Annotated in this window: 17 protein-coding genes; 12 read left to right on the top strand and 5 right to left on the bottom strand. The window is 71.0% G+C overall.

Features of this window, described 5'->3' with window-relative positions; all coding sequences use genetic code 11:
- The first annotated feature begins 118 nt into the window (after window positions 1–118).
- Window positions 119–664: a TetR/AcrR family transcriptional regulator gene (locus tag HII36_RS07910; RefSeq protein ID WP_328807634.1), complete on the top strand. Its 546-nt coding sequence runs from the start codon at window positions 119–121 to the stop codon at window positions 662–664.
- Here the strand turns inward: HII36_RS07910 and HII36_RS07905 are convergent.
- Window positions 602–2,134 (bottom strand): WS/DGAT/MGAT family O-acyltransferase, encoded by a 1,533-nt coding sequence (locus HII36_RS07905; RefSeq protein ID WP_173522407.1) that lies wholly within the window; start codon window positions 2,132–2,134, stop codon window positions 602–604. The two genes, HII36_RS07910 and HII36_RS07905, sit on opposite strands and share 63 nt — an antisense overlap.
- Window positions 2,135–2,296: 162 nt before the next feature.
- Complete coding sequence (locus tag HII36_RS07900; protein WP_236003275.1) at window positions 2,297–3,343, bottom strand: sulfite oxidase; 1,047 nt, start codon at window positions 3,341–3,343, stop codon at window positions 2,297–2,299.
- Between the two features lie 228 nt (window positions 3,344–3,571).
- On the opposite strand from HII36_RS07900, the gene HII36_RS07895 reads away from it, so the two are divergent.
- The 3 genes from HII36_RS07895 (at window position 3,572) to HII36_RS07885 (ending at window position 8,279) form a co-directional block, all read left to right on the top strand.
- The gene (locus HII36_RS07895) at window positions 3,572–3,976 is read left to right on the top strand and encodes a YkvA family protein (RefSeq protein WP_217369295.1); all 405 of its coding nucleotides are present in this window, start codon (window positions 3,572–3,574) and stop codon (window positions 3,974–3,976) included.
- 70 nt (window positions 3,977–4,046) lie between these two features.
- Window positions 4,047–5,408, top strand: coding sequence for an SMI1/KNR4 family protein (locus tag HII36_RS57780; RefSeq protein WP_217369284.1), 1,362 nt, complete (start codon window positions 4,047–4,049; stop codon window positions 5,406–5,408).
- 69 nt (window positions 5,409–5,477) lie between these two features.
- Complete coding sequence (locus HII36_RS07885) at window positions 5,478–8,279, top strand: non-ribosomal peptide synthetase (protein WP_173522404.1); 2,802 nt, start codon at window positions 5,478–5,480, stop codon at window positions 8,277–8,279.
- Between the two features lie 196 nt (window positions 8,280–8,475).
- Here the strand turns inward: HII36_RS07885 and polX are convergent, their stop codons facing one another.
- On the bottom strand, window positions 8,476–10,155 hold the full coding sequence (gene polX / locus HII36_RS07880; RefSeq protein WP_173522403.1) for a DNA polymerase/3'-5' exonuclease PolX: 1,680 nt from the start codon (window positions 10,153–10,155) through the stop codon (window positions 8,476–8,478).
- A gap of 209 nt (window positions 10,156–10,364) precedes the next feature.
- Here polX and HII36_RS07875 point away from each other — a divergent pair, with 209 nt between their 5' ends.
- The gene (locus HII36_RS07875) at window positions 10,365–10,763 is read left to right on the top strand and encodes a RidA family protein (protein ID WP_173522402.1); all 399 of its coding nucleotides are present in this window, start codon (window positions 10,365–10,367) and stop codon (window positions 10,761–10,763) included.
- A gap of 13 nt (window positions 10,764–10,776) precedes the next feature.
- Here HII36_RS07875 and HII36_RS07870 read toward each other — a convergent pair whose 3' ends face one another.
- Entirely contained in the window at window positions 10,777–11,682 is a 906-nt protein-coding gene (locus tag HII36_RS07870; protein ID WP_173522401.1) for a serine hydrolase, read from the bottom strand.
- A 349-nt stretch (window positions 11,683–12,031) separates the two neighbouring features.
- Between HII36_RS07870 and HII36_RS07865 the strand changes: the two genes are divergently transcribed.
- The 4 genes from HII36_RS07865 (at window position 12,032) to HII36_RS07850 (ending at window position 14,568) form a co-directional block, all read left to right on the top strand.
- Entirely contained in the window at window positions 12,032–12,403 is a 372-nt protein-coding gene (locus HII36_RS07865; RefSeq protein ID WP_173522400.1) for a helix-turn-helix domain-containing protein, read from the top strand.
- A gap of 68 nt (window positions 12,404–12,471) precedes the next feature.
- Window positions 12,472–12,954, top strand: coding sequence for a GNAT family N-acetyltransferase (locus HII36_RS07860; protein ID WP_173522399.1), 483 nt, complete (start codon window positions 12,472–12,474; stop codon window positions 12,952–12,954).
- 123 nt (window positions 12,955–13,077) lie between these two features.
- Window positions 13,078–13,704, top strand: a complete 627-nt coding sequence (locus HII36_RS07855; RefSeq protein WP_173522398.1) for a hypothetical protein — start codon at window positions 13,078–13,080, stop codon at window positions 13,702–13,704.
- 177 nt (window positions 13,705–13,881) lie between these two features.
- Window positions 13,882–14,568, top strand: coding sequence for a cytidylate kinase family protein (locus HII36_RS07850; RefSeq protein WP_173522397.1), 687 nt, complete (start codon window positions 13,882–13,884; stop codon window positions 14,566–14,568).
- Between the two features lie 308 nt (window positions 14,569–14,876).
- On the opposite strand, the gene HII36_RS07845 is transcribed toward HII36_RS07850, so the two are convergent.
- Window positions 14,877–15,848 carry an aldo/keto reductase gene (locus HII36_RS07845; RefSeq protein ID WP_173522396.1) on the bottom strand — a complete coding sequence of 324 codons (972 nt, stop codon included), beginning with the start codon at window positions 15,846–15,848 and terminating at the stop codon, window positions 14,877–14,879.
- Between the two features lie 185 nt (window positions 15,849–16,033).
- Between HII36_RS07845 and HII36_RS07840 the strand changes: the two genes are divergently transcribed.
- The 3 genes from HII36_RS07840 (at window position 16,034) to HII36_RS07830 (ending at window position 20,001) form a co-directional block, all read left to right on the top strand.
- On the top strand, window positions 16,034–17,218 hold the full coding sequence (locus HII36_RS07840) for a sensor histidine kinase (protein ID WP_173522395.1): 1,185 nt from the start codon (window positions 16,034–16,036) through the stop codon (window positions 17,216–17,218).
- 87 nt (window positions 17,219–17,305) lie between these two features.
- Window positions 17,306–19,864: a class III lanthionine synthetase LanKC gene (lanKC, locus tag HII36_RS07835; protein WP_173522394.1), complete on the top strand. Its 2,559-nt coding sequence runs from the start codon at window positions 17,306–17,308 to the stop codon at window positions 19,862–19,864.
- A 5-nt stretch (window positions 19,865–19,869) separates the two neighbouring features.
- Complete coding sequence (locus HII36_RS07830) at window positions 19,870–20,001, top strand: SapB/AmfS family lanthipeptide (RefSeq protein ID WP_173522393.1); 132 nt, start codon at window positions 19,870–19,872, stop codon at window positions 19,999–20,001.
- Window positions 20,002–20,011 lie beyond the last annotated feature (10 nt).

Below are 20,011 nucleotides of genomic sequence, written 5' to 3'. Positions count from 1 at the left end.
GTATCAGTTGCGACATTTTCGTCTCAAACGATACAAGAGAGTGTCAACGAGTGCGGGCACGGGCCTCTCGCCTTCCCGGCATGGCGATGTATGCGCAGGTCGCGTTAGGGTTCGAGCTGTGGTGATCGGTGACGCGCGCACGCGCATCCTGGACGCGGCCGAGGAGTTGTTCGCCGGCGGTGGCTACGAGGCCACGCCGACCGCGGTCATCGCCAGGCTCGCCCACGTGCCCAAGGGGCTGGTGTTCCACTACTTCCCGCGCAAGATCGACGTCCTGGTGGCGCTCGTGGACGAACGCACCCTCGTCGAGGAGGACCGCGACGTCGACGCGGTGCCCGGCGACCCGGCACGCACGCTGTCGAAGCTGGCGCGCCGGCTTCCGCTGCGCGCCTCACCGGCGATGCGGCGCATCCTGTTCCGCGAGGCCGACACCCACGGCTCGGTCAAGGACCGGCTGGGCCGGCTCAACGGCGAGCTGATCAGGCGCGCCAGGTTCGCGCTCGAACTGGCGCTGCCCGGCGCCCGCGGCGACGCCGCCAGGCTGGAGGTGGCGGCGGCCACGTTCGCCGCCGTCCTGCTCTACCAGGAGAACCTCTGCCAGTTAACCGGCCACCAGATCGACCCCGACGCCGTGGCGGAACTCATCGCCCACTCCCTCGTCTAGCAGCAGCTCGTCCAGCGCCGCGCGCAGGTGGCCGAGCAGGCCCCAGACGTCGTCCACGCGCTCCGGGCAGGCCACGATGCCGAAATCGAGCATGCCGTCGTAGGAGAAGCAGGTGATGCTCAGCGCGCCGCTGACGTCGGTCAGCACCGACAGCGGGTAGTACGACAACACCCGGCCGCCACACAGGTAGAGCGGGAACTGCGGGCCGGGCACGTTGCTGATGATCAGGTTGATCGGCGGGAACGCCAGCGCCGCCAGCCGGAAGATCGCCGGCGTGACCTGACCGGCGACCGGGGCCGGCAGCAGCGAGCACAACTCGTGCAGCCAGCTCGCCCGCGTCGTCGCGAAACGCCGCTTGGCCCGGCTCATCACGGCGCCCACCGCGTGCAGCCGCTCCCGCGGATCGCGCAGGTGCGTCGGCATCGGCGCGACCATGGCCGAGATCTGGTTGCCCACCACCTCTCGCGCGCCGCCCGTGCGCACCGCGACGGGCACCGCCGCGATCAGCGGCCCGGCGGGCAGCGCGTCGCGCTCGCGCAACCACGAGCGCAGCGCCGACGTGCACAGCGCCATCACCACGTCGTTGACGCTCATGCCGTGCGCCCTGGCCAGGTTCCTGACGTCCTTGAACGACACCGAGCCGAACGACAACCGGCGGCGGCCGCTGATCGGGCCGTTCAGCGGCGTCCGCGGCACGGACAGACTGGGCAGCTCGGGACGTGGATGCGCGTCACCCGCCACCGCGCGCGCCGCCTTGGCGATCAGCCTCGCCCCGGGCAGGCCGGAGGCGAGCGGGATGGCGTCCAGGTCACCGGCCGCCCGGACGACCGAGCGCAGGGCCCGGGCCGGATGCGTGAACGTCCGGACCGCCGCCCCCGCCAGCATGCTCGCCAGGCTGGGCGCCGCGTTCTGCGTCGGCCGCGCCGCTTCGGCGGAGTGCGGTGGGTTCTGCGGCGGGTTCTGCGGGTTCTGCGGCGGGTTCTGTGGTGGCGGCGGGCAGGGGGAGAGGTCGAGCAGCGCGGCCAGGGTCTCCGCGCCGGAAACGCCGTCGATGGCCGCGTGGTGCACCTTCGTGTAGAGCGCGACCCGGCCGCCGCGCAGCCCGTGGATCAGGTGCATCTCCCACAGCGGGTGCGCCCGGTCGAGCCTGCGGGCGTGCAGCTCGGCCACGACGTCGGCCAGCGCGCCCTCGTCGCCAGGCGCGGGCAGCGTCGTCTCGAACAGATGATGGGCGAGGTCGAAGCCAGGATCGGCGGCCCAGTACGGATGGTCCAGCCCCAGCGGCACCTCCACCAGCCGCAGGCCGAGCGCGGGCGCCAGATGCATGCGCGCCAGCAGCAGCTGCGCCAGCGACTCCCTGGTGAGCGCTCCCTCCGCCGGATCGAGCACGGCCAGCCCCGCCACGTGGGCGGCGGTGGTCTCCGACTCGACATTGAGGAACTGCGCGTCGAGGGGGGTCAGCTGGCGCATCCGGGCTCCCTTTCTCGTGGCGGGAAGTCAGCGTCGCACGGGGGATCAGCGTCGCACGGGGGGATTTCCGCCACGTTTCCGCGAGAGTCTTTCAGATGAATTCGCCGGCTCCGCACACCGGTTCAGGGAATGGCCAGCTCAGCCGGGATCGGTGACAATTGTCTATCCATGGACAACCTGAATCGGGTGTTGCACGACCGCGTCGAAGTGGTAGCCGAACGGGTGCTTGGGAATGACCAGGTGCTGGGTCGCGCCGGTCTCGTCGGTGGCCCTGGCCATGAGCACCCGAGGGCCCGGATAGGTCGGCGCCCACTCGACGTGCCACGGCAACCATGCGCTGACCAGGTGCTGCCCGTGGTGCTCCGCCCGGCGCCAGCTCCGGCCCCGGTCGAAGCTGACCTCGACCCGGACGATCCTGCCCCGCCCCGACCACGATCTGCCGCGCAGCATGAGCGGCGCGCCCATCGGCAGGACGGCATTCCATTCCAGCTCGAACGCGCTTTTCACCGGTTGCGTGGTGACGTCGGGATAGAACACCGTGTTCCACGGGGTGAACAATTTCTCCCGCGAAACCTGAATATCGCCGAGCCACTTGATGGACGCCACTCCCACCCATCCCGGCACCACCAGGCGCACCGGAAATCCGTGGTCGGCGGGCAGCGCGCGGCCGTTCATCTCGTAGGCGACGAGGACGTCGTCCATGGCCTTCGCGACCGGGAGCGGGCGGCGGACGTGGCCGTGGTGCTCGAACTCGGCGTCCAGGCCGGTGGGCAGCACGTCCACGGCGTCGCCCGTCACGCCGGAACGGGCGAGCAGATACCTGAGCGGCACCCCGCGCCAGCGCGCCACGCCGATCGCGCCCAGTCCCCACTGCGTGCCCGGGGCCGGGTCGTGCTGCTGGACGTCGTAGAAGCGGCGGCCGTTGCCCGCGCACTCGATGGCGGCGTCCAGCGTGCGGGCGGGCATGGCGAGCAGGTCGCCGTAGTCGTAGCTCGCCGGGTGCCGCACGCCGGGGCCGTGCACGCGCAGCCGCCAGGTGTCGAGGTCGATCACCGGGGTCGCGGTGTGGTTGCGGACGAAGAAGCGGTCGGTCGGCGTGTGGTAGCCCTGCCCGGCCATCGCCTCCCAGCGCATCTCGGCGTTGCCGTCGTGGACGGTGAACAGGTGGTCGGGCAATGCCTTGACGATCGTTCTCAGATCCTGCTTCAAGCCGGCACCTCCTCCTAGTCTCTATTTCCTACTAGGAATACATCTAATCTATCGGCCGAGGCTCGTTCGCTCCACCCCTTCGCCGAACCTGTCGTGATTGCCGGGAACGTTCCATACCTGGTTCATCCCCAGCTCCAGGGGGTGGATGCGGCGCCGGCGCGCGGCTTCGTGAACAATGAGCACTCGCGTGTCCTTCGATCCGGACGTTCAAGGAGCCTCGTGACCGGGATGTGGTGGGCGGACCTGGCCATCGGGCTGGCCGTCGCCCTCGCGGTGTGCTGGGTGGCGCTGGTCGCGGTGCTGGTCGCGGTCCGTCCGCGCGGCGGGCTGCTGCGCGAGTCCCTGCGGTTGCTCCCGGACGTGCTGCGGCTCGTCCGGCGGCTGGCCGCCGACCCCGGCCTGCCGCGCGGGGTGCGGGTGCTGCTCGGGGCGCTGCTGGTGTACCTGGCGCTGCCGTTCGACCTGATCCCGGACTTCATCCCCGTGCTCGGGTACGCCGACGACGCCATCATCGTCACGGCCGTGCTGCGGTCGGTGGTGCGGCGGGCCGGGCTGGAGGCGGTACGACGGCACTGGCCGGGCACGGACGACGGCTTCGAGACCCTGACCCGGATCACCGGCCTGCGGCGGTAGGCGTTCCGGGGGGCTGGCGGCGGGGTCCAGCGGTGGCGGCTGTCCTTGGGGTTGGCGATAAGGTCCAGCGGTGCCTCCGCGTCCGATCTTCTGGTGGTCTCTGGCCACGGGGTTACATCTCGCCGCCTGGGTGACCCTGCCGCTCCTGTCCGTGCCCGTCAGGGCGGCCGACCAGGCGGGCTGGCAGGCCTGCTTCACGGACGGCGAGCGGCTGCCGCCGATCCACCTCGTGCTCGAGCACGTCCGTGACTGGTTCCTGCCGGGGCAGGTGGTCGTCGCGGCGCTGCTCACGTGGCTGATCGCGCGACGTCCGACGGCACGCGTGCACCTGCTGGCCGGTGCGGCCGGGCTCGGCGCGATCGTGGCCGAGAACGTGCTCGCGGGCATCGCCTCGCGGATCTACTTCGCCACCATGGGCCCGGTCTGCACCCGGTTCCTGGAGGGGCTGCCGTCGCACGACGCGATCTCGATCATCTGGGTGTACGGGCCGCCGGTGCTGATCATGACGGGGGTGCGGGCGGGTCTCGTGGCGTCGGCCGGGATCCCCACGTTGCCCATCCATCGAGGCCGACGGCGGCGGATTCGGCGGTGGCTGCGCGTGGTGCGGGTGCCGGCGATCGTGGCACTCGCCGCACTGTCGGCCACCGCCGACGCACCCGGGCTCCCCACCGACGCGTCCGGGCGTCCCGCCGTTCCGTCGCCCGGTGTGGAGCCGACCCACCGGGTGGCGGATTCACCGGAAGCGGATCCCTCGAAGGTGGACCGAGGGGGCTCTTCGGGTGATCCGTCCCGATGCGCTCCGCCGCCGCCGGGAAAGGCGCGCGAACCCGTCGTGCGCCCGCCCGCGCCGCGCACCGTCCGCCGGGTCGAGGCCGTCTGGCGGCGTCTCGAACGCTGGACGGCCGCGCACGCCCCCGGCACCCGCCGCGGACTCGCCCCGCCCGCGCGGCCGCGCGCCATCGCCGCGGCGGAGGCCGCCATGGGCGTCAGATTCCCTGACGACCTCAAGGCCTCGCTGCTCCGCCACGACGGCCAGAAATCCGGCAGGGGCACCTACCTGTGGTGGGTGTACGACCCGCTGTCGGTCGCCGAGATCGTCGCCACCTGGCAGATGTTGTGCGAGGTCCAGCGGAGATTCGGCGAGGGACAGGCACCCGGGCCGCGGAAGGGCTACGTGAACCCGGAGGGCTGGTGGTGGCACGGCTCGGCCATCCCGTTCGCCGCCGACAGCGGGGAGGTGCGCCTGATCGTCGACGGTAAGGGCCGGGTTGGCACGTCCTACAACGACGACGTGATCACGTTCCGGGGCGGCGCCGGCTGGCCGTCGTACGTGGACCTGCTGGAGGGCATCGCGGACGCGGTCGAGCGCGGCCGCCCCCTGAGAGGTCTCACCCCGTCGGTCACCGGCGACGGCGAGCTGGACTGGGACTGACCGTTTCTTGACGAGGTGCGGAGCCGCCGCTTCGTTCGCCGGGCGAGCACACCGGGCAGTGCACGCCCTGTGTCCGTACTCCACGATCCGCGCCCGCCCGACCGCCCGGCCGACCGCCCGCAGCTCCACGAGCCCGCGCTGCTCGGCGACCTGCTGGTGCGCGCGGCCCGCGACGAGACCCGCCACGTCCGCTACTGCCTGAACACCGACCTCGCGGGCAGCCGCGTGCAGGCGTACGGCGAACTGCTGCGGGAAGCGAGACTCCTGCTCGCCGCCCTGCGCGCGCACGAGGGGTGCGCCGCTGCCAGCAGCGGGGGCGGACGGGTGGCCGCCATGCTGCTGGAGCGTCCCGACGACCTGCTGCCACTGCTGTGGGCCGGCCTGATCGGCGGGATCCCGGTGTGCCCGCTGCCCCTGCCGGGCGCCGACCAGCAGCGCTGGAGCGGGCAACTGCGTCACGTCCGGCGGCTCCTGGACGACCCGCTGCTGATCACCACGCCTGGCCTGGCGGCCGACCCGGAACTGCGCGACTTCACCACCGTCTCCATCGAGGACCTGCGCGCCGCCCCCGACGTGAGCGACCGGGAGGGGGCGGGCGGTCTCGACCCGTCCGACCTCGCGCTGCTGATCCTCACCTCAGGTTCCACCGGCACCCCAAAAGCCGTCGAACTCTCCCACGCCAACGTCCTGTCCGCCGTGCGCGGCCAGACGCGGGTGATGCGCTGCACCGGCGACGACGTCTTCCTCAACTGGATCGCCTTCGACCACGTCGCGGCCCTGGTCATGCACCTGCTGGCGGTCTCGGTGTCGGCCTGCCAGGTGCAGCTGACCCCGCAGGCCGTCATGACCGACCCGGTGGCCCTGCTGCGCGCGATGGACCACCACCGCGCCAGCGTCACGTTCGCGCCGAACTTCCTGCTCGGCCTCATCAACGAAGCCCTCCGGCAGGCGCCGCTGGAGGCGGATCTGTCCTGCGTCCGATGCGTCGCCTCCGGCGGCGAGGCCACCGCGGTCGGCACCGGCACCGCCTTCCTCGACCTGTTCGCCCCGCACGGCCTGGACCGCGGGACGGTGTGGCCCACGTTCGGCATGACGGAGACGTCCGGCGGATGCCTGTTCAACCACGCCTTCCCCGGCGCGGACGCGGGCGCCGAGTTCGCCGCCGTCGGCGCTCCCGGCCCCGGCGTCCAGGTACGCGTCGCCGACGGCTCCGGCCGTCCGCTGCCCGACGGGGAGACCGGTGAGCTGCAGATACGCGGCCCGGTGGTCTTCTCCGGCTATCACCGCGACCCGGACGCCACCAGGGCCGCGTTCACCGGCGACGGCTGGCTGCGCACCGGCGACCTGGCCGAACAGGATCGCGGCTGGGTCACCCTGGCGGGACGCGGCAAGGACAGCATCATCGTCAACGGCGTCAACTACTTCAGCCAGGACCTGGAGAACCGGCTGAACGAACTGGACGACGTCGAAGCCGGCCACGTCGCCGCCTTCCCCACCCGGCCGCCAGGCGCGGACACCGAGCACCTGGTCATCGCCCTGTCCGGCACCTGCCGGGACTCGCGGGCACGACGGCGGCTGCTCATTGCCGTCCGCCACGCCGCCGTCACGCACTGGGGGTTCGCTCCTTCGTCCGTGCTGCTCCTGGACAAGGACGCCTTTCCGCGCACCGGCCTGGGCAAGATCCAGCGTTCGCTGCTGCGGCAGCGCTTCGAGGCCGGCGCGTACGCCGCCGAGCAGGCAGCCACCGAACGCCTGCTCGGTCACGGACGTGAACCCGTGCGCGGGCGGCAGGAGCAGGCGCTGGCCGAGATCTTCGCGCGGACCCTGAACCTCGCCCCCGAGGCGGTCGGCGCGACCACGAGCTTCTTCGACCTGGGCGGCACCTCGCTGGAGCTGCTGAGACTCCAACGCCACCTCGGCGCCCACGCCGGCGTCGACGTGCCGCTGTCGGCGGTGCTGGCCGGCCCGACCGTCCGCGACCTGGCCACCCACCTGGACGGCTGTACGGGAGCCCGCGCGCATGTCGACGGACGCGGCTACCAGCCGCTGGTGACCCTGCAGGCCGGCGGCAGCGGGACGCCGCTGTTGTGCGTGCACCCGCTGGGCGGCGACGTGCTCGCCTTCGTGAACCTGGCCAGGCACTTCGCGGACGAGCGGCCGGTGCACGCCTTGCGGGCCCGCGGCCTGAACCCCGGCGAACAGCCGTTCTCGTCGCTGGAGGAGATGACCGGGGCATACGCCGAGGCGATCGTCCGGCGGCAGCCGCGCGGGCCGTACGCGATCGCCGGGCTGTCGCTGGGCGGCCTCGTGGCGTTCGAGCTCGCCAAACGCCTGGAAGCGGCCGGCGAGCGGGTCGCCTTCCTCGGCATCATCGACATGCCGCCGTTCCCCGGCCGGTTCCTGCCGGACCGGGACTGGGCCGAGACCGCCGTGTTCGTCCTCACCGTGCTGGACCTCCTCACCCCCGCCCAGGCCGAGGACCTGCCCGCCCGGCTCCGTCCGCTGACTCGGGACGCGCGGCTGGAGCTGCTGGTGCGTTCGTCCGCGCCGCGCCGCCTGGCCGAACTCGACCTCGACGCCGAGCGGCTGGGGGCCTGGGTGGCGGTCGCGCATGCGATGAGCGGATTCGTCCCGTCCCATCGGCTCGGCGGCGCGGTCTCGTCCATGACCGTCCTGCACACCCGGCGCCCTCCGGGCGTCAGCGCCGAACACTGGCTCCAGGCGATCCACGAGTGGGACGACTTCAGCCACCACCCCAACCGGTACGCCGAGGTGCCCGGGGATCACTACACGATGCTGGGCCCGCGTCACGTGGCGGCCTTCCAGGAGATCCTGCGGTGCGAACTCGCGCAGGCGCTGGGTGAGCCGTGAGGGTGAAGCCCGCGCCCGCGGATCGGGGAGCGGGCAGCAAAATATCCCGATTTATGGTGTTAAATCCGATTCTCGGAGCAGGTGGTGAGACGTGGGGGCTCGGAGCAGAGCCACATGTCACTGTGCTCCGAGCCCTGCCATCGCCGCCCGCTCTACCCCCGCCGCCGTGCGACCGCCGCCGTCGCGCCGGGGCCGGTCACCGCCCCAGGAACTCCAGCAGCCGATCCAGCGGCCACATGTTGATCACGTCGTCCGTCGTCAGCCAGGCCCGCTGGGCGATCCCCACCCCGAACCGCTGGTTCAACAGATGCGGAATCGCATGCGAGTCGCTGTCGATCGAGAACTTCACCCCATGGTGCTTGGCCAGCCGCACGAGGTCGGACGGCAGGTCGGAGCGGTCGGGGAACGAGTCGATCTCCATGGCCGTCCCGGTGCGGGCCGCGCAGCGGAAGATCGCGTCCCAGTCGGCGTCCACCGGAGCGCGCTTGCCGATCTTGCGGGTCGTCGGATGGCCGATGATGTCCACGTACGGGTTCTCGCAGGCCGCGATGAACCGGCGCGTCATCTCCTCCCGCGACAGCGTGAAGTGCGAGTGCACCGACGCCACGCACACGTCGAACTCGCGCAGCACCTCCTCGGGCCAGTCGACCGACCCGTCGGGCGCGATGTTGAGCTCGGTGCCGTGCAGGATCCGCATGCCGGGATATTCGCGCTGCAGCTTGGCGACCTGCTCCCGCTGCTCCAGCGCCTTGTCCAGCGTCATGCGCTGCATCGCCAGGTCAGGGGCGTGATCGGTGACCGCGTAGTAGGAGTATCCGCGGGCGTGACCGGCGGCCACCATGTCCTCCAGGGAGGCCACGCCGTCCGTCAGGTTGGTGTGGGTGTGCAGGTCGCCCTTGAGGTCGGACAGCTCCACCACCCGCGGCAGCTCGCCGCGCAGCGCCGCCTGGACCTCGCCGCCGTCCTCGCGCAGCGGCGGCGGGACGTACTGCATGCCGAGCGCCTGGTAGATCTCCTCCTCGGTCTCGGAGGCGATCACCTTCTCGCCCTCGAACAGCCCGTACTCCGACAGCTTCCAGCCCTTCTTCACCGCCAGCTCGCGGGTGGCGATGTTGTGCTCCATGGAGCCGGTGAAGTACTGCATCGCCGCGCCCCACGACTCGGCGGGAATGCGCCGCAGGTCGACCTGGATGCCGGTCGTGGTGCGGATGGACGTCTTCTTGTCGCCGGCCGCGATCACCTCGGCCACGTACGGCTGCGCCCGGAACTCCGCCATGATGGACTCCGGCGCCACGGCCAGGATGTCGATGTCGCCGACCGTGTCCTTCATCCGCCGCAGCGACCCCGCGTACGCCAGCCGCTCGGCCTTCAACGACGCCAGCACCTGCTCGGCCAGCGCCATCGCGACGCCGACGTGCACCCGGCGGCCGGCCTGTTCGAGGTGCTCGATGCCGTTGAGCAGGTTCGCCAGGGTCTTGGGGCCGAGGCCCTTGACCCCGTCGAGCCGCCCGGACGAGATCGCCTCGCCCAGCGCCTCGGTGGAGTCGATGCCGAAGTCCTCGTACAGCATGATCGCCGTCTTCGGCCCCAGCGTCGGCACCCGCGTCAGCCGCCGCACCCCGTCGGGCACCCGCCCGCGCAGGTCGTCGAGCTGCCGGAAGCTCCCGCGCTGCAGGAACTCCTCCATCTTCTTGGCGATCGCCTCGCCCACCCCGGGCACGCTGCGCACGTCGACGACCGAGATGTCCTCGGGGAACCCGGCGATCGCCTTGGCCGCCTTCTGGTAGCTCCGCACCCGGAACGCGTCGCCCCCGCTCAGGGCGAACAGCTCCGCATACTCCTGCAGCGCTGCCGCCGCCTCCTCATTAGCCCGCATGCAACCACCTTAGGATCTGGCTCCGACGAAAAAAGCACGGGCTCATCAGGAGATTTAATGCCTCATGGGCGCGGGCCTTCGCGGAGCGTCCGCGCCGCGCGCTCCGGGGCTGCCCCCGGCTCCGCGACCGGCGGCGAGCCCCGTCCCGCATCAGCGACGGCCGTGGCGCCCGCAGTCCACGGCATCACGAACAGGACGGAACCGCTTCGATGGCACTCGAACTCATCAACCCGGACAGCCTGCCCACTCCGCCCACCTACACCCACGTCATCGTGGCGACGGGAAGCAGGATGGTCTTCATCGCCGGTCAGGAACCCGAGGACGCCCAAGGGGCCCTCGTCGGCCCCGGCGACCTGGCCGCCCAGGCGCGTCAGGTGTTCGCCAACCTCGGCCGGGCACTGGCCGCCGCGGGAGCCCGGCCCGAACAGGTCGCCAAGATGACGATTTTCGTCGTTCATCACCGCCCCGAATACCTGCCGGTGATCGAGGCGGCCCGGGTGGCGTTGTTCGGGGACCACAAGCCGGTCGACACCCTCGTGGGAGTGGAGACACTGGCCAGGCCCGAATATCTGATCGAGGTCGACGCGATCGCGGTCGTCGACGGCTGAGGATCAGCCGTCCTCATTCCAGTGCGGCGCGAACGCTCGCGAAGAAGCGCGGGTCGGCCGCCATGCGCATGAGGAAGGAATGGGGTGCGTAACCGCGCATCCCGGAGCGCACGGTCGTCTCGGCCAGCCGCCGCAGGACGAGGACCATCTCACGCGGCTCCGCACCCGGCCGCACCAGGTAGGCGGCCTCGCTGAGCACGCCTGGCATGGCGCCCGTCTTCGCGCCGATCAGCCGGTCACCGGGATCGGCGCCGGGCAGGCGCATCGGCCATTCCAGGTGCCGGCTCGCCAGTTCGTCCTTCCTCAATTCGCCGAGAACTCCGTGCAACACGCCCGGCGCGACGCGGGAAACGGTGCTGACCAGTTCCACCTCCTGCTCATAGTCAACAGACGTGAGCCGCACCCGTTCTCCAGCCTCGACGTAGTTCCGCAGGCAGACGTCGGGAGGCAGCGTGCAGCCGCCGTAAATACGCAATGCCTCGCCGTTGACGGTGCCGACGCGAGTTCGCGCGATCTCGTCGAGCGCGTCGGCGCCGAGCCGGTCGCGCAGCAGGTCGGCGGCCGCGTTGTCACTCTCCTCGATCATGGCGGAGACGAGCTGGTCCAGCGTGACGTGCGCGCCGGGCCGGAGCCGGTTGAGCGCCGCGTCGTGGGCGCCGCCATCGGTCTCGGGCAGGTGGTAGGCGTTCCACAGCCGCACGGGAACGGGCTCGTCCGGCGCGGCTCTTCCCGCGCGGACCGCGTCGGCGTAAGCGGCGAGATGGACGATCTTGACGACCGACGCCACCGTGGTGGGACGCTCGGCATTGTGGCTGAGGCCCTGCGTCACCAGCGCGACGTCGTCCGGGTGCGCGCGGACGTAGGCGAGTACGGCGTCGGCGTCCTTGAGCTCGGCGGGCTCAGCGACGGTGTCGCTCATCGCGGCCATCGGGAAGGGACGGGATCACGGCGGGAATGGTTCGCATCCCTCGATTGAACCGAGGAAATCCGAACCCCGGAAATGGTTTTCGCGGCACAAGCCCCGACCTGAGGGAGAATGGCGTCAGGCTAACGCCTCAGTAAGCTAAACCTCGCGACACCGATGTAATTCACTTACTTTCGCCGCCGCTGCCGGAAATCCTGTCGGAGGCGGAGCTTAATCTCGCCGCATGGTTCCCGTCCGGTCTCACTGGCGACGCCTCAAAAGCGGCAAGGTAACGCGAGTACGTGCGCACGCGCGCCGAACCCCCACCTCCGGTTCATCCGATACAGGCGGCAGTGGCGGCGGCGTGCCCTGGATCCTGGCGGTCGCGGTGCTCGCGGTCGTGGTCCTGGCCGCTGGATGGGCGACGCTACCGGATTCCGCGCCGGTCGCCTCGGAGTCCGGCAACCGGTCACGCCCGCAACCGACCGCCCCGGCCACCTTCCCGTCCGGCCCCGCCGGGGAACTGGCCAGGAACCTGCGCGCCGCACGGGAACGTGCCAGTCTGACCGTGCGGACGGTGGGCGAACGCGCCGGGATCGCGGCATCGACCATCGACGACTTCGAGCGCGCCGCCGCCGTCCCGAGCGCGGAAACCCTGAAAAGGCTCTCCTCGGCCTACGGGCTCTCCTTCGAGGACTGGACGGCGCTGGAGATCGCCCGATCCGAACTCCACTGACCGCCCCCTCGCCAGGAACGGAGAACTCGGATGCGGTCCCCGGGGTGATTCTGCGAGCATGCGTCGCTGTGAAGAATGAGAACCTTGTCGTCCGCCGCGCGACCGACGCCGACGCCGCCGCGGTGGCCGAGGTGTGGCTGCGCTCCTACACCGCCGCACTTCCGACCGTACGCCGAGCCCACACCGACGATGAGGTGCGGTCCTGGTTCCGGGACGTAGTCGTGCCCGGCCGTGAGACCTGGGTGGCGACGGTCGACGGCCCGGTCGTCGGCATGATGGTGCTGGGCGAGGAGGACCTGGACCAGCTCTACCTCGACCCGTCCTGGCGGGGCCGGGGCATCGGCGATCGCCTCGTGGACCTGGCCAAGCAGCGCCGTCCGGACGGGCTGGCGTTGTGGACGTTCCAGGTCAACGTCCCGGCGCAACGCTTCTACGAGCGGCACGGCTTCGTCGCCGTGGAACGCACCGACGGCCACGGCAACGAGGAGAGTGAGCCGGACATCCGATACGTGTGGCACCCGGAGCAGCGCGAACCCGCGAACGATCGCTGAGGATCGTCCGGTGATCTTCGGTCTGCGGACCGCTCATCGTCTTCGAAATCGGCCACAATCAAGCACCTGTAGTCGTCGGGCCCACGCCCGCATAGCCGTACGATCCCCCGATCAAGGACCGTGATGTCGATACACGAGAGTCTGGCGATCCTCCGCCGCGCCGCCGAATCCGGAACGGTCGTCATCACGGCGTCGGAGCCCGCCTCCGCCGCAGCCGTCCGCGACCGCGAGACAGGGCTGAAGCCCCATTTCGGAACCGTCGACTGGACGGCTCCGCCCAGCTACCGGGCATTCCTCGCCGAGCACAACACCTTCGCCTGTATGCGCCGGGACGATTCGTCCGACGCGTCCATCGAGTTCGTCGTCGTAGGTGACGACGCCATCGTCGAGCTGAACTCCGATCTCGTGCACATGCCCGAGCGCGTGGACCGCGGCGACGGCCGGTGGCTGTCCACCAACCACCTGGTCGGCTTCGCCCTCGCGGACGCGGATCACGACGCGGTCTGGTGCTTCGACGTCACCCAGCCGGACGCGGACGGCGAGTACCCGGTCTACTACCACCACTACGACGATCAGGACGGGCGCGCCCGCTACGTCGAGGACGGGAACTGGGAGGACCCGGCCAACACCACCCCGGACTTCCCCACGTTCACCGCCTGGCTGGACGCGATGACCACCGCGTTCACCGCACCCGAACCGCCGAGCTGGTTCGAGCAACTGGGCTGCCCGGGCTTCTACCCGGAGTCGTAGGAGGCCGTACGGGCCGGCATGGTCATGGCCGGCGGTTCGGGTGTCCGTCCCAGAGGCGAGTCGTCCCGGATCAGGCCGCGTACGGTGATCGCCATCTCGCCGTTGCGCGGAACAAGCGGAACAAGCGGCGGCGAGTCGTGGGCTCACGCGCGCAGTACTAAACGGAGAGGGGCGGCAATGGATCATGGCACCCGCGGTGAGCTCATCAGCGCGCTGACCGAAGCGATCGGATCCGTCACGGCCGCGCACCCGCTGCGGGTCGCCATCGACGGGCCGCCCGCCGCGGGCAAGACCACGCTGGCCGACGAACTCGCCGTCGTCCTGCGCGCGCAGGCCCGCGACGTGATCCGCGCCGGCATCGACGACTTCCTCTTCCCCCGCGCACAGCGTTACCGGCGCGGCCGGTACTCGGCGGAAAGCTGCTACTTCGACGCCCACGACCACGCGGCGCTGCGCCGAGTCCTGCTCGATCCGCTGGGCCCGGGCGGAGACCGGAGGTTCCAGCACGCGGTCTACGACCGGGACACCGACGCCCCGGCGTCCCCGCCGGCCGCGACCGCTCCCGCGAACGCCGTGCTGCTCTTCGACGGCGTCTTCCTCCTGCGCCCGGAACTCATCGACCGGTGGGACCTGAGCATCTTCGTGTCGGTCCCGTTCGAGCGGACGGTGGATCGCGCCAGGGAGCGCGGGACGGCGCCGGCCGGTTCCGCCGCCGGCACCGCCGAGATCGAACGGTCCTGGCGCGACCGCTACATCCCCTCCCAGCGGCTCTACTTCGCCACGGTCCGCCCGGCCGAGCGCGCCGACATCATCGTGCACAACGATCGGCTCCAGCGGCCCAGCTGGGAGATCCGGCCACGCTGATCAACAGTCGGCCTGCCGTGGCGACCGCCCATCCGAATCCGGATTCCGCCATCTGAGACGTACGTTTCCCTCCAGCCGCGCAAGGGTCTCCTCGTTTCACCCGACTGGCCAGAGGGCCGGGGAGCGCGAGGGGCGGAAGCCCCTCGCCCGGGGGCGAAAGCCCCCAGCAGGGGGTCTGAGCGGAGCGAAGGCGATGCCCTTGTGGGGGTGTGGGGGGCGCGGAGCCCCCCACGGGACGCGGCCCGGAGCCCCGATCGCGCGGAGCGCGCCGTTCGGCGCAGGCCCATGCCCGTCAAGCCCGAGCGAGCCTAGAACCGCACCTCACGCGCCCGATAAGGCTCCCCCAGGAAGGCGATCTCCTTCTCGGTCAAGCCCACCCCAACGGCCGCCACCGCATCATCCACATGCCGGTCCTTCGTCGCCCCCACGATCGGCGCCGTGACCGTCGGCTGGTGCAGCAGCCAGGCCAGGGCGACCTGCGCCGCCGGCAGCTCCCGCTCCCTGGCCACCTGCGCCACCCGCTCCAGGATCGCCGCGTCGTTGTCCGGGTCGTACAGGAAGTCGATCCGCGCGTCCGCGCCCGTGCGGGCCGTGCTGGTGGCGGAGGTGCCCGCGCGGGCCAGGACGCCGCGCGCCAGCGGGCTCCACGGGATCACGCCGATGCCCTGGTCGGCGCAGAGCGGCAGCATCTCCCGTTCTTCCTCCCGGTATAGCAGGTTGTAGTGGTTCTGCATGGAGACGAACCTGGTCCAGCCGTGGGACTCGGCCACCTGCTGGGCCTTGGCGAACTGCCAGGCCCACATGGTGGAGGCGCCGATGTAGCGGGCCTTGCCCGATCTGACCACGTCGTGCAGCGCCTCCATGGTCTCCTCGATCGGCGTCTCGTCGTCCCAGCGGTGGATCTGGTACAGGTCGACGTGGTCGGTGCCGAGGCGGCTCAGTGAGGCGTCGATCGCGGAGAGGATGTGCTTGCGCGACAGGCCGCGGTCGTTGCGCGCGCGGCCCATCGGGAAGTACACCTTGGTCGCCAGCACGTAGTCGTCGCGGCGCGGGAAGATCTTGCGCAGCACGTTGCCGGTCACGACCTCGCTCTGACCGCTGCTGTAGATGTCGGCGGTGTCGAAGAACGTCACCCCGGCGTCGGCGGCCCTGCGGATGATCGGTTCGGCCTGATCCTCCGGCAGCGCCCACTCCTGCCTGGACGGATCTCCGTAGCTCATCATGCCCAGGCAAATGCGAGAAACTTTCAGCCCGGTGGATCCGAGTCGTGCGTATTCCATAGCGCCCAGCTTATGACCCGATGGTCTGCCTAAGTCGTCCGTGTCAGGGAAGGCCAGCGTGTTCACGCAGGACATAGGGCCTTTACACAATGGCCCGCATCAGGGTCGATTAGAGGGACGTGACACGGGTGAGTGTTCTCGCCACACTCCGTATTCATTCTGACCAAACATGTACAGGGGGTGAGGTGGAAAGCACGCAGCGCCTACTCCTTCGCAGATTACGGGTCATCACATCGTCGTCTCCGCTGTGGCTCGGCGGACTCGGGCTGCTGGCCGGCGCGACCGCGCTGGCCGCGCCGGTCCAGCTGCGCCTGGCCGAGGCCGGCTTCGCGCTGCAGGGGGCGGCGCTGCTGATCGTGGTGCTCGTCCTGCACGCCAAGTTCGTGGTCAACGCGCTGCTCGGGCACGACGTCGAGTGGTGGATCGTGGCCGTGCTCGCGGCCGTGACGTATCCGCCGCTGCCGTTCGTTGGCGCGGGCTGGATGCCGGTGTGCGGGCTGCTGGCGGGCGCGCTGCTGCTGGCCGCGACGCAGAGCCGGTCGCTGGTGGCGGGGCTGGCGGCGGCGGTGGCGGCGCTGTCGAGCGGATTCGTCGGGCTCGCCGACTCCGGGCGCACCGACGCCGACGTGCTCTGGGCGTTCCTGGTCCCGCTGATCGGCCTGACCGAGTACGCGCTGGTGTCGCTGGCGACGCGCGCGCACGCCCTGGGCGAGGCCCGCGCGGACGACCTGCACGAGGCCGTGCGCCGCGAGCGCCGCCGCTTCACCCGCGACCTGCACGACCTGGTCGGGCACCGGCTCACCGCGCTGGTGCTGAAGGTCCAGCTCATCGAACGCCTGATGAAGGCCAAGGACGCCAAGGCCATGGACGAGGTGGAGGAGACCCTGAAACTGCTGCGCCGCGTGTCGGCCGACGTCCGGGCGGTGGCGCACGGGCTGCGCGGCTCGTCCCTGGTGGCCGAGCTGGGCTCGGCGCGTGGGCTGCTGGAGTCGGTGCAGGTGCGCTGCTACATCCAGGCGTCCTGCCAGGACCTGCCCGAGGACGTCGAGGAGGCGCTGACGCACGCCCTGCGTGAAGGCGTGACCAACGTGCTGCGGCACGCCGACGCCCGGCAGTGCTACATCCAGCTGCTCCAGCGCGAGCAGATGGTGCGCCTGTCGATCAGGAACGACGGCGTCCGCCCGTGCAGCCGGCCCGGCGACCCCGGCCTGGGGCTGCCGAACCTCGCCCACCGCGTGTCCGTGCTGGGCGGCTGGCTGGAGGCCAGGTCTTCGCGGACGGGCCAATTCACCTTCAGCGTTTACGTCCCGTGGAAGAAAACAATGTCCACCCAATCCATTGTGAAAAACACACAAATGCCATTTAAATAGCCACATATCGATGGTAACGGGTGTTACTAGCCCGCCACCGCGCTCCCGGGGCAGGATTTCCATGGAACTTCACCCCGGGAGGTCGGAATGGAGCAGTACGAGCTGTACTGCCTCGCAGATCCCAATTTCTACGACACCTTCGATCACAGCGCGGCAGAGGCTGATTTCCCCATTCTGCGCAGACCCCTCCCCGAAGGATGGGCACACCAGGCCACGGACACCTGGTGCTACTACGCCCCGCTGGGCGAGGCGCCGCTGCCCGCCCAGGGCTGGAAGATCCACGTGTCCGCCCGGCTGGACGACGCCGAGAAGGCCATCGAGACCGTCTGGGATTACTGCGTATCCCACGCGATCGCGTTCAAATTCCTGCGCGGCGCCCCGGTGCTCATCATGGTCAATTCCAAGGCCGCCTCCCGGGCCTCCAGCGGCAAGCTGATCACGATCTACCCCAGGGACGAGGTCCAGCTCGAACTCGTGCTCAAGGAACTCGACGAGCTCCTGCGCGGCGTCCAGGGCCCGTACATCCTCAGTGACCTGCGCTACGGCCAGGGCCCGCTGTTCGTCCGTTACGGCGGATTCGCCGAGCGGCACTGCCTGTCAGGGGCGGGCGAACGCGTCCTGGCCGTGGCCGACGGCGACGGCACGCTGGTGCCCGACGTGCGCGGCTCGACCTTCTCCGTCCCGCCGTGGACGACCCTGCCGGCCTTCCTCGAATCCCACCTGGCCGCGCGCAACGCGGTGACCACCGGCGAGCTGCCGTACCGGATCGAGAGCGTGCTGCACTTCTCCAACGGCGGCGGCGTCTACCTCGCCACCGACACCCGCACGGGGGAGCGGCTGGTGCTGAAGGAGGCCAGGCCGCACGCCGGGCTCGACGCGGCCGGCCGCGACGCGGTCGCCAGGCTGGAGCACGAGCGCGACATACTCCAGCGCCTGAGCGGCCTGCCCGCCGCGCCCGCCTTCCGCGACTACTTCACCCTCGGCGAGCACCATTTCCTGGTGCAGGAGTTCGTGGACGGCACGCCGCTGCAACGCAGGCTCGTCCGCCGCTACCCGCTCACCAGCGCCACCTGCACCCCCGACGACCTGGCCGAGTACACCACCTGGGCGCTCGACACGCTGCGGCAGGTGGCGGACGCCGTCGAGTCGCTGCACGAGCGCGGGGTGGTCTTCGGCGACCTGCACCCGGACAACATCCTGCTCACCGAGAGCGGCCGGGTGGTGCTGATCGACTACGAGGTCGCCACCCTGGCCGCCGACCGGGCCCGTGCCGCGCTCGCGCACCCGGCCTTCGCCGCCCCGGCCGACCGGCTCGGCGTGGACGCCGACAAGTACGCGATGGCCTGCCTGCGCCTGGGCCTGTTCGCCCCGCAGTGCACCATCATGCTGCCGCTGCACCGGGCGAAGGTCGTCCAGCTCGGCGAGATCGTCGCCGACACGTTCCCCCTCGCCGACGCCGACCTCGCACCCGCCGTCCACCTCATCCGCGGGACGGACGACGGCGAGCCACCGGCCCGAGACCTGCCCGGCGCCTGGCCCGAGTTACGCGACGCGATGGGCCGCGCGATCACCGCGGCGGCCACCCCGGACCGCGACGACCGGCTCTTCCCCGGCGACATCGCCCAGTTCCAGCCCGGCGGCGGGCTCAACCTCGCGCACGGCGCGGCCGGCGTGCTCTACGCGCTCCACCACGCCGGGCTCGGCCCGTTCCCCGACCACGAGAAGTGGCTGCGCGATCGCGCCCGCCGCCCGGTCCAGGGCTCGGGACTCGGCCTGTACGACGGGCTGCACGGCATCGCGTACGTGCTGGACCTGCTCGGACACCACCAGGACGCGCGCGACCTGCTCACCGTCTGCCTGCGCGAGAAGTGGGACAAGCTGGAGTCGGCGCTGTCGTCCGGGCTGTCCGGCATCGGGCTGAACCTGCTCCACTTCGGCGAACGCGACCTGGCCCTGCGCGCGGCCGACATCTGCGCCGAGCGGCTGGGCGGCGCCGACGACGTCCCGGAGACCAGCGGCGGCACGAACCCCAGGGCCGGGCTCCTGCACGGCTCGTGCGGCCCCGCCCTGCTGTTCCTGCACGCCTACGAGCACACCGGCGACCCGGCGCTGCTCGACCTGGCCGCCACCGCGCTCCGCCAGGACCTGAGGCGCTGCCGGGCAGCCGACGACGGATCACTCCAGGTCAACCAGGGCTGGCGGCTGCTGCCGTACCTCGACGAGGGCTCGGCCGGCATCGCCCTGGTGCTCCAGCGCTACCTGGTGCACCGCGACGACGAGACTTTCCGCCGCGCGCTCGGCGACCTCAGACTGGTCGCCCGCTCCGGCTTCTTCGTCCAGTCCGGGCTGTTCACCGGGCGGGCCGGCATCATCGCCGCCTTCGCCCGCGACCCGCTCGCACCGGACCGGCTCGACCCGCACCTCGAGGCGCAGATCGCGGGACTGCGCTGGCACGCGCTGCCGTACGGCGGCGGGCTGGCGTTCCCCGGCGACCAACTGCTGCGCCTGTCCATGGATTTCGCGACCGGCACGGCGGGTGTCCTGTTCGCCCTCGGCACCGCCCTGGGCGGCCGACCGGGCCACCTGCCGTTCCTCCAGGCCGCACCCGAGCGGCCTGACCTCGGAGCCCCCCGGAAGGAGGTGTAACGAAAATGGTTCTTCTCGACCTGCAGGGTCTGGAGGCTCCCGCGGCCAGCGACGTGGCCAGCGGCGGCAGCACGCTGACTGCTCTCACGTGTCACTCCGGCAAGCCGAGCAACCTGAGTGTCGCTCTGTGCCACTGATCACGTGGTG

The sequence above is a fragment of the Nonomuraea antri genome (genome assembly GCF_013283785.1).
In the GTDB taxonomy this organism is placed as follows: Bacteria; Actinomycetota; Actinomycetes; order Streptosporangiales; family Streptosporangiaceae; genus Nonomuraea; species Nonomuraea antri.
The sequence above is the reverse complement of the archived record's forward strand: the minus strand, read 5'-3'. Positions and strand labels throughout refer to the sequence as shown.

Bases quoted from the DNA above. Each gene is read 5' to 3' on its own strand.
- HII36_RS07850 (WP_173522397.1), top strand. From the start codon at position 13,882: ATGGATCATGGCACCCGCGGTGAGCTCATCAGCGCGCTGACCGAAGCG.
- HII36_RS07895 (WP_217369295.1), top strand. From the start codon at position 3,572: ATGTGGTGGGCGGACCTGGCCATCGGGCTGGCCGTCGCCCTCGCGGTG.
- HII36_RS07905 (WP_173522407.1), bottom strand. From the start codon at position 2,134: ATGCGCCAGCTGACCCCCCTCGACGCGCAGTTCCTCAATGTCGAGTCG.
- HII36_RS07870 (WP_173522401.1), bottom strand. From the start codon at position 11,682: ATGAGCGACACCGTCGCTGAGCCCGCCGAGCTCAAGGACGCCGACGCC.
- HII36_RS07845 (WP_173522396.1), bottom strand. From the start codon at position 15,848: ATGGAATACGCACGACTCGGATCCACCGGGCTGAAAGTTTCTCGCATT.
- lanKC (WP_173522394.1), top strand. From the start codon at position 17,306: ATGGAGCAGTACGAGCTGTACTGCCTCGCAGATCCCAATTTCTACGAC.
- HII36_RS07855 (WP_173522398.1), top strand. From the start codon at position 13,078: ATGTCGATACACGAGAGTCTGGCGATCCTCCGCCGCGCCGCCGAATCC.
- HII36_RS07875 (WP_173522402.1), top strand. From the start codon at position 10,365: ATGGCACTCGAACTCATCAACCCGGACAGCCTGCCCACTCCGCCCACC.
- HII36_RS07830 (WP_173522393.1), top strand. From the start codon at position 19,870: ATGGTTCTTCTCGACCTGCAGGGTCTGGAGGCTCCCGCGGCCAGCGAC.
- polX (WP_173522403.1), bottom strand. From the start codon at position 10,155: ATGCGGGCTAATGAGGAGGCGGCGGCAGCGCTGCAGGAGTATGCGGAG.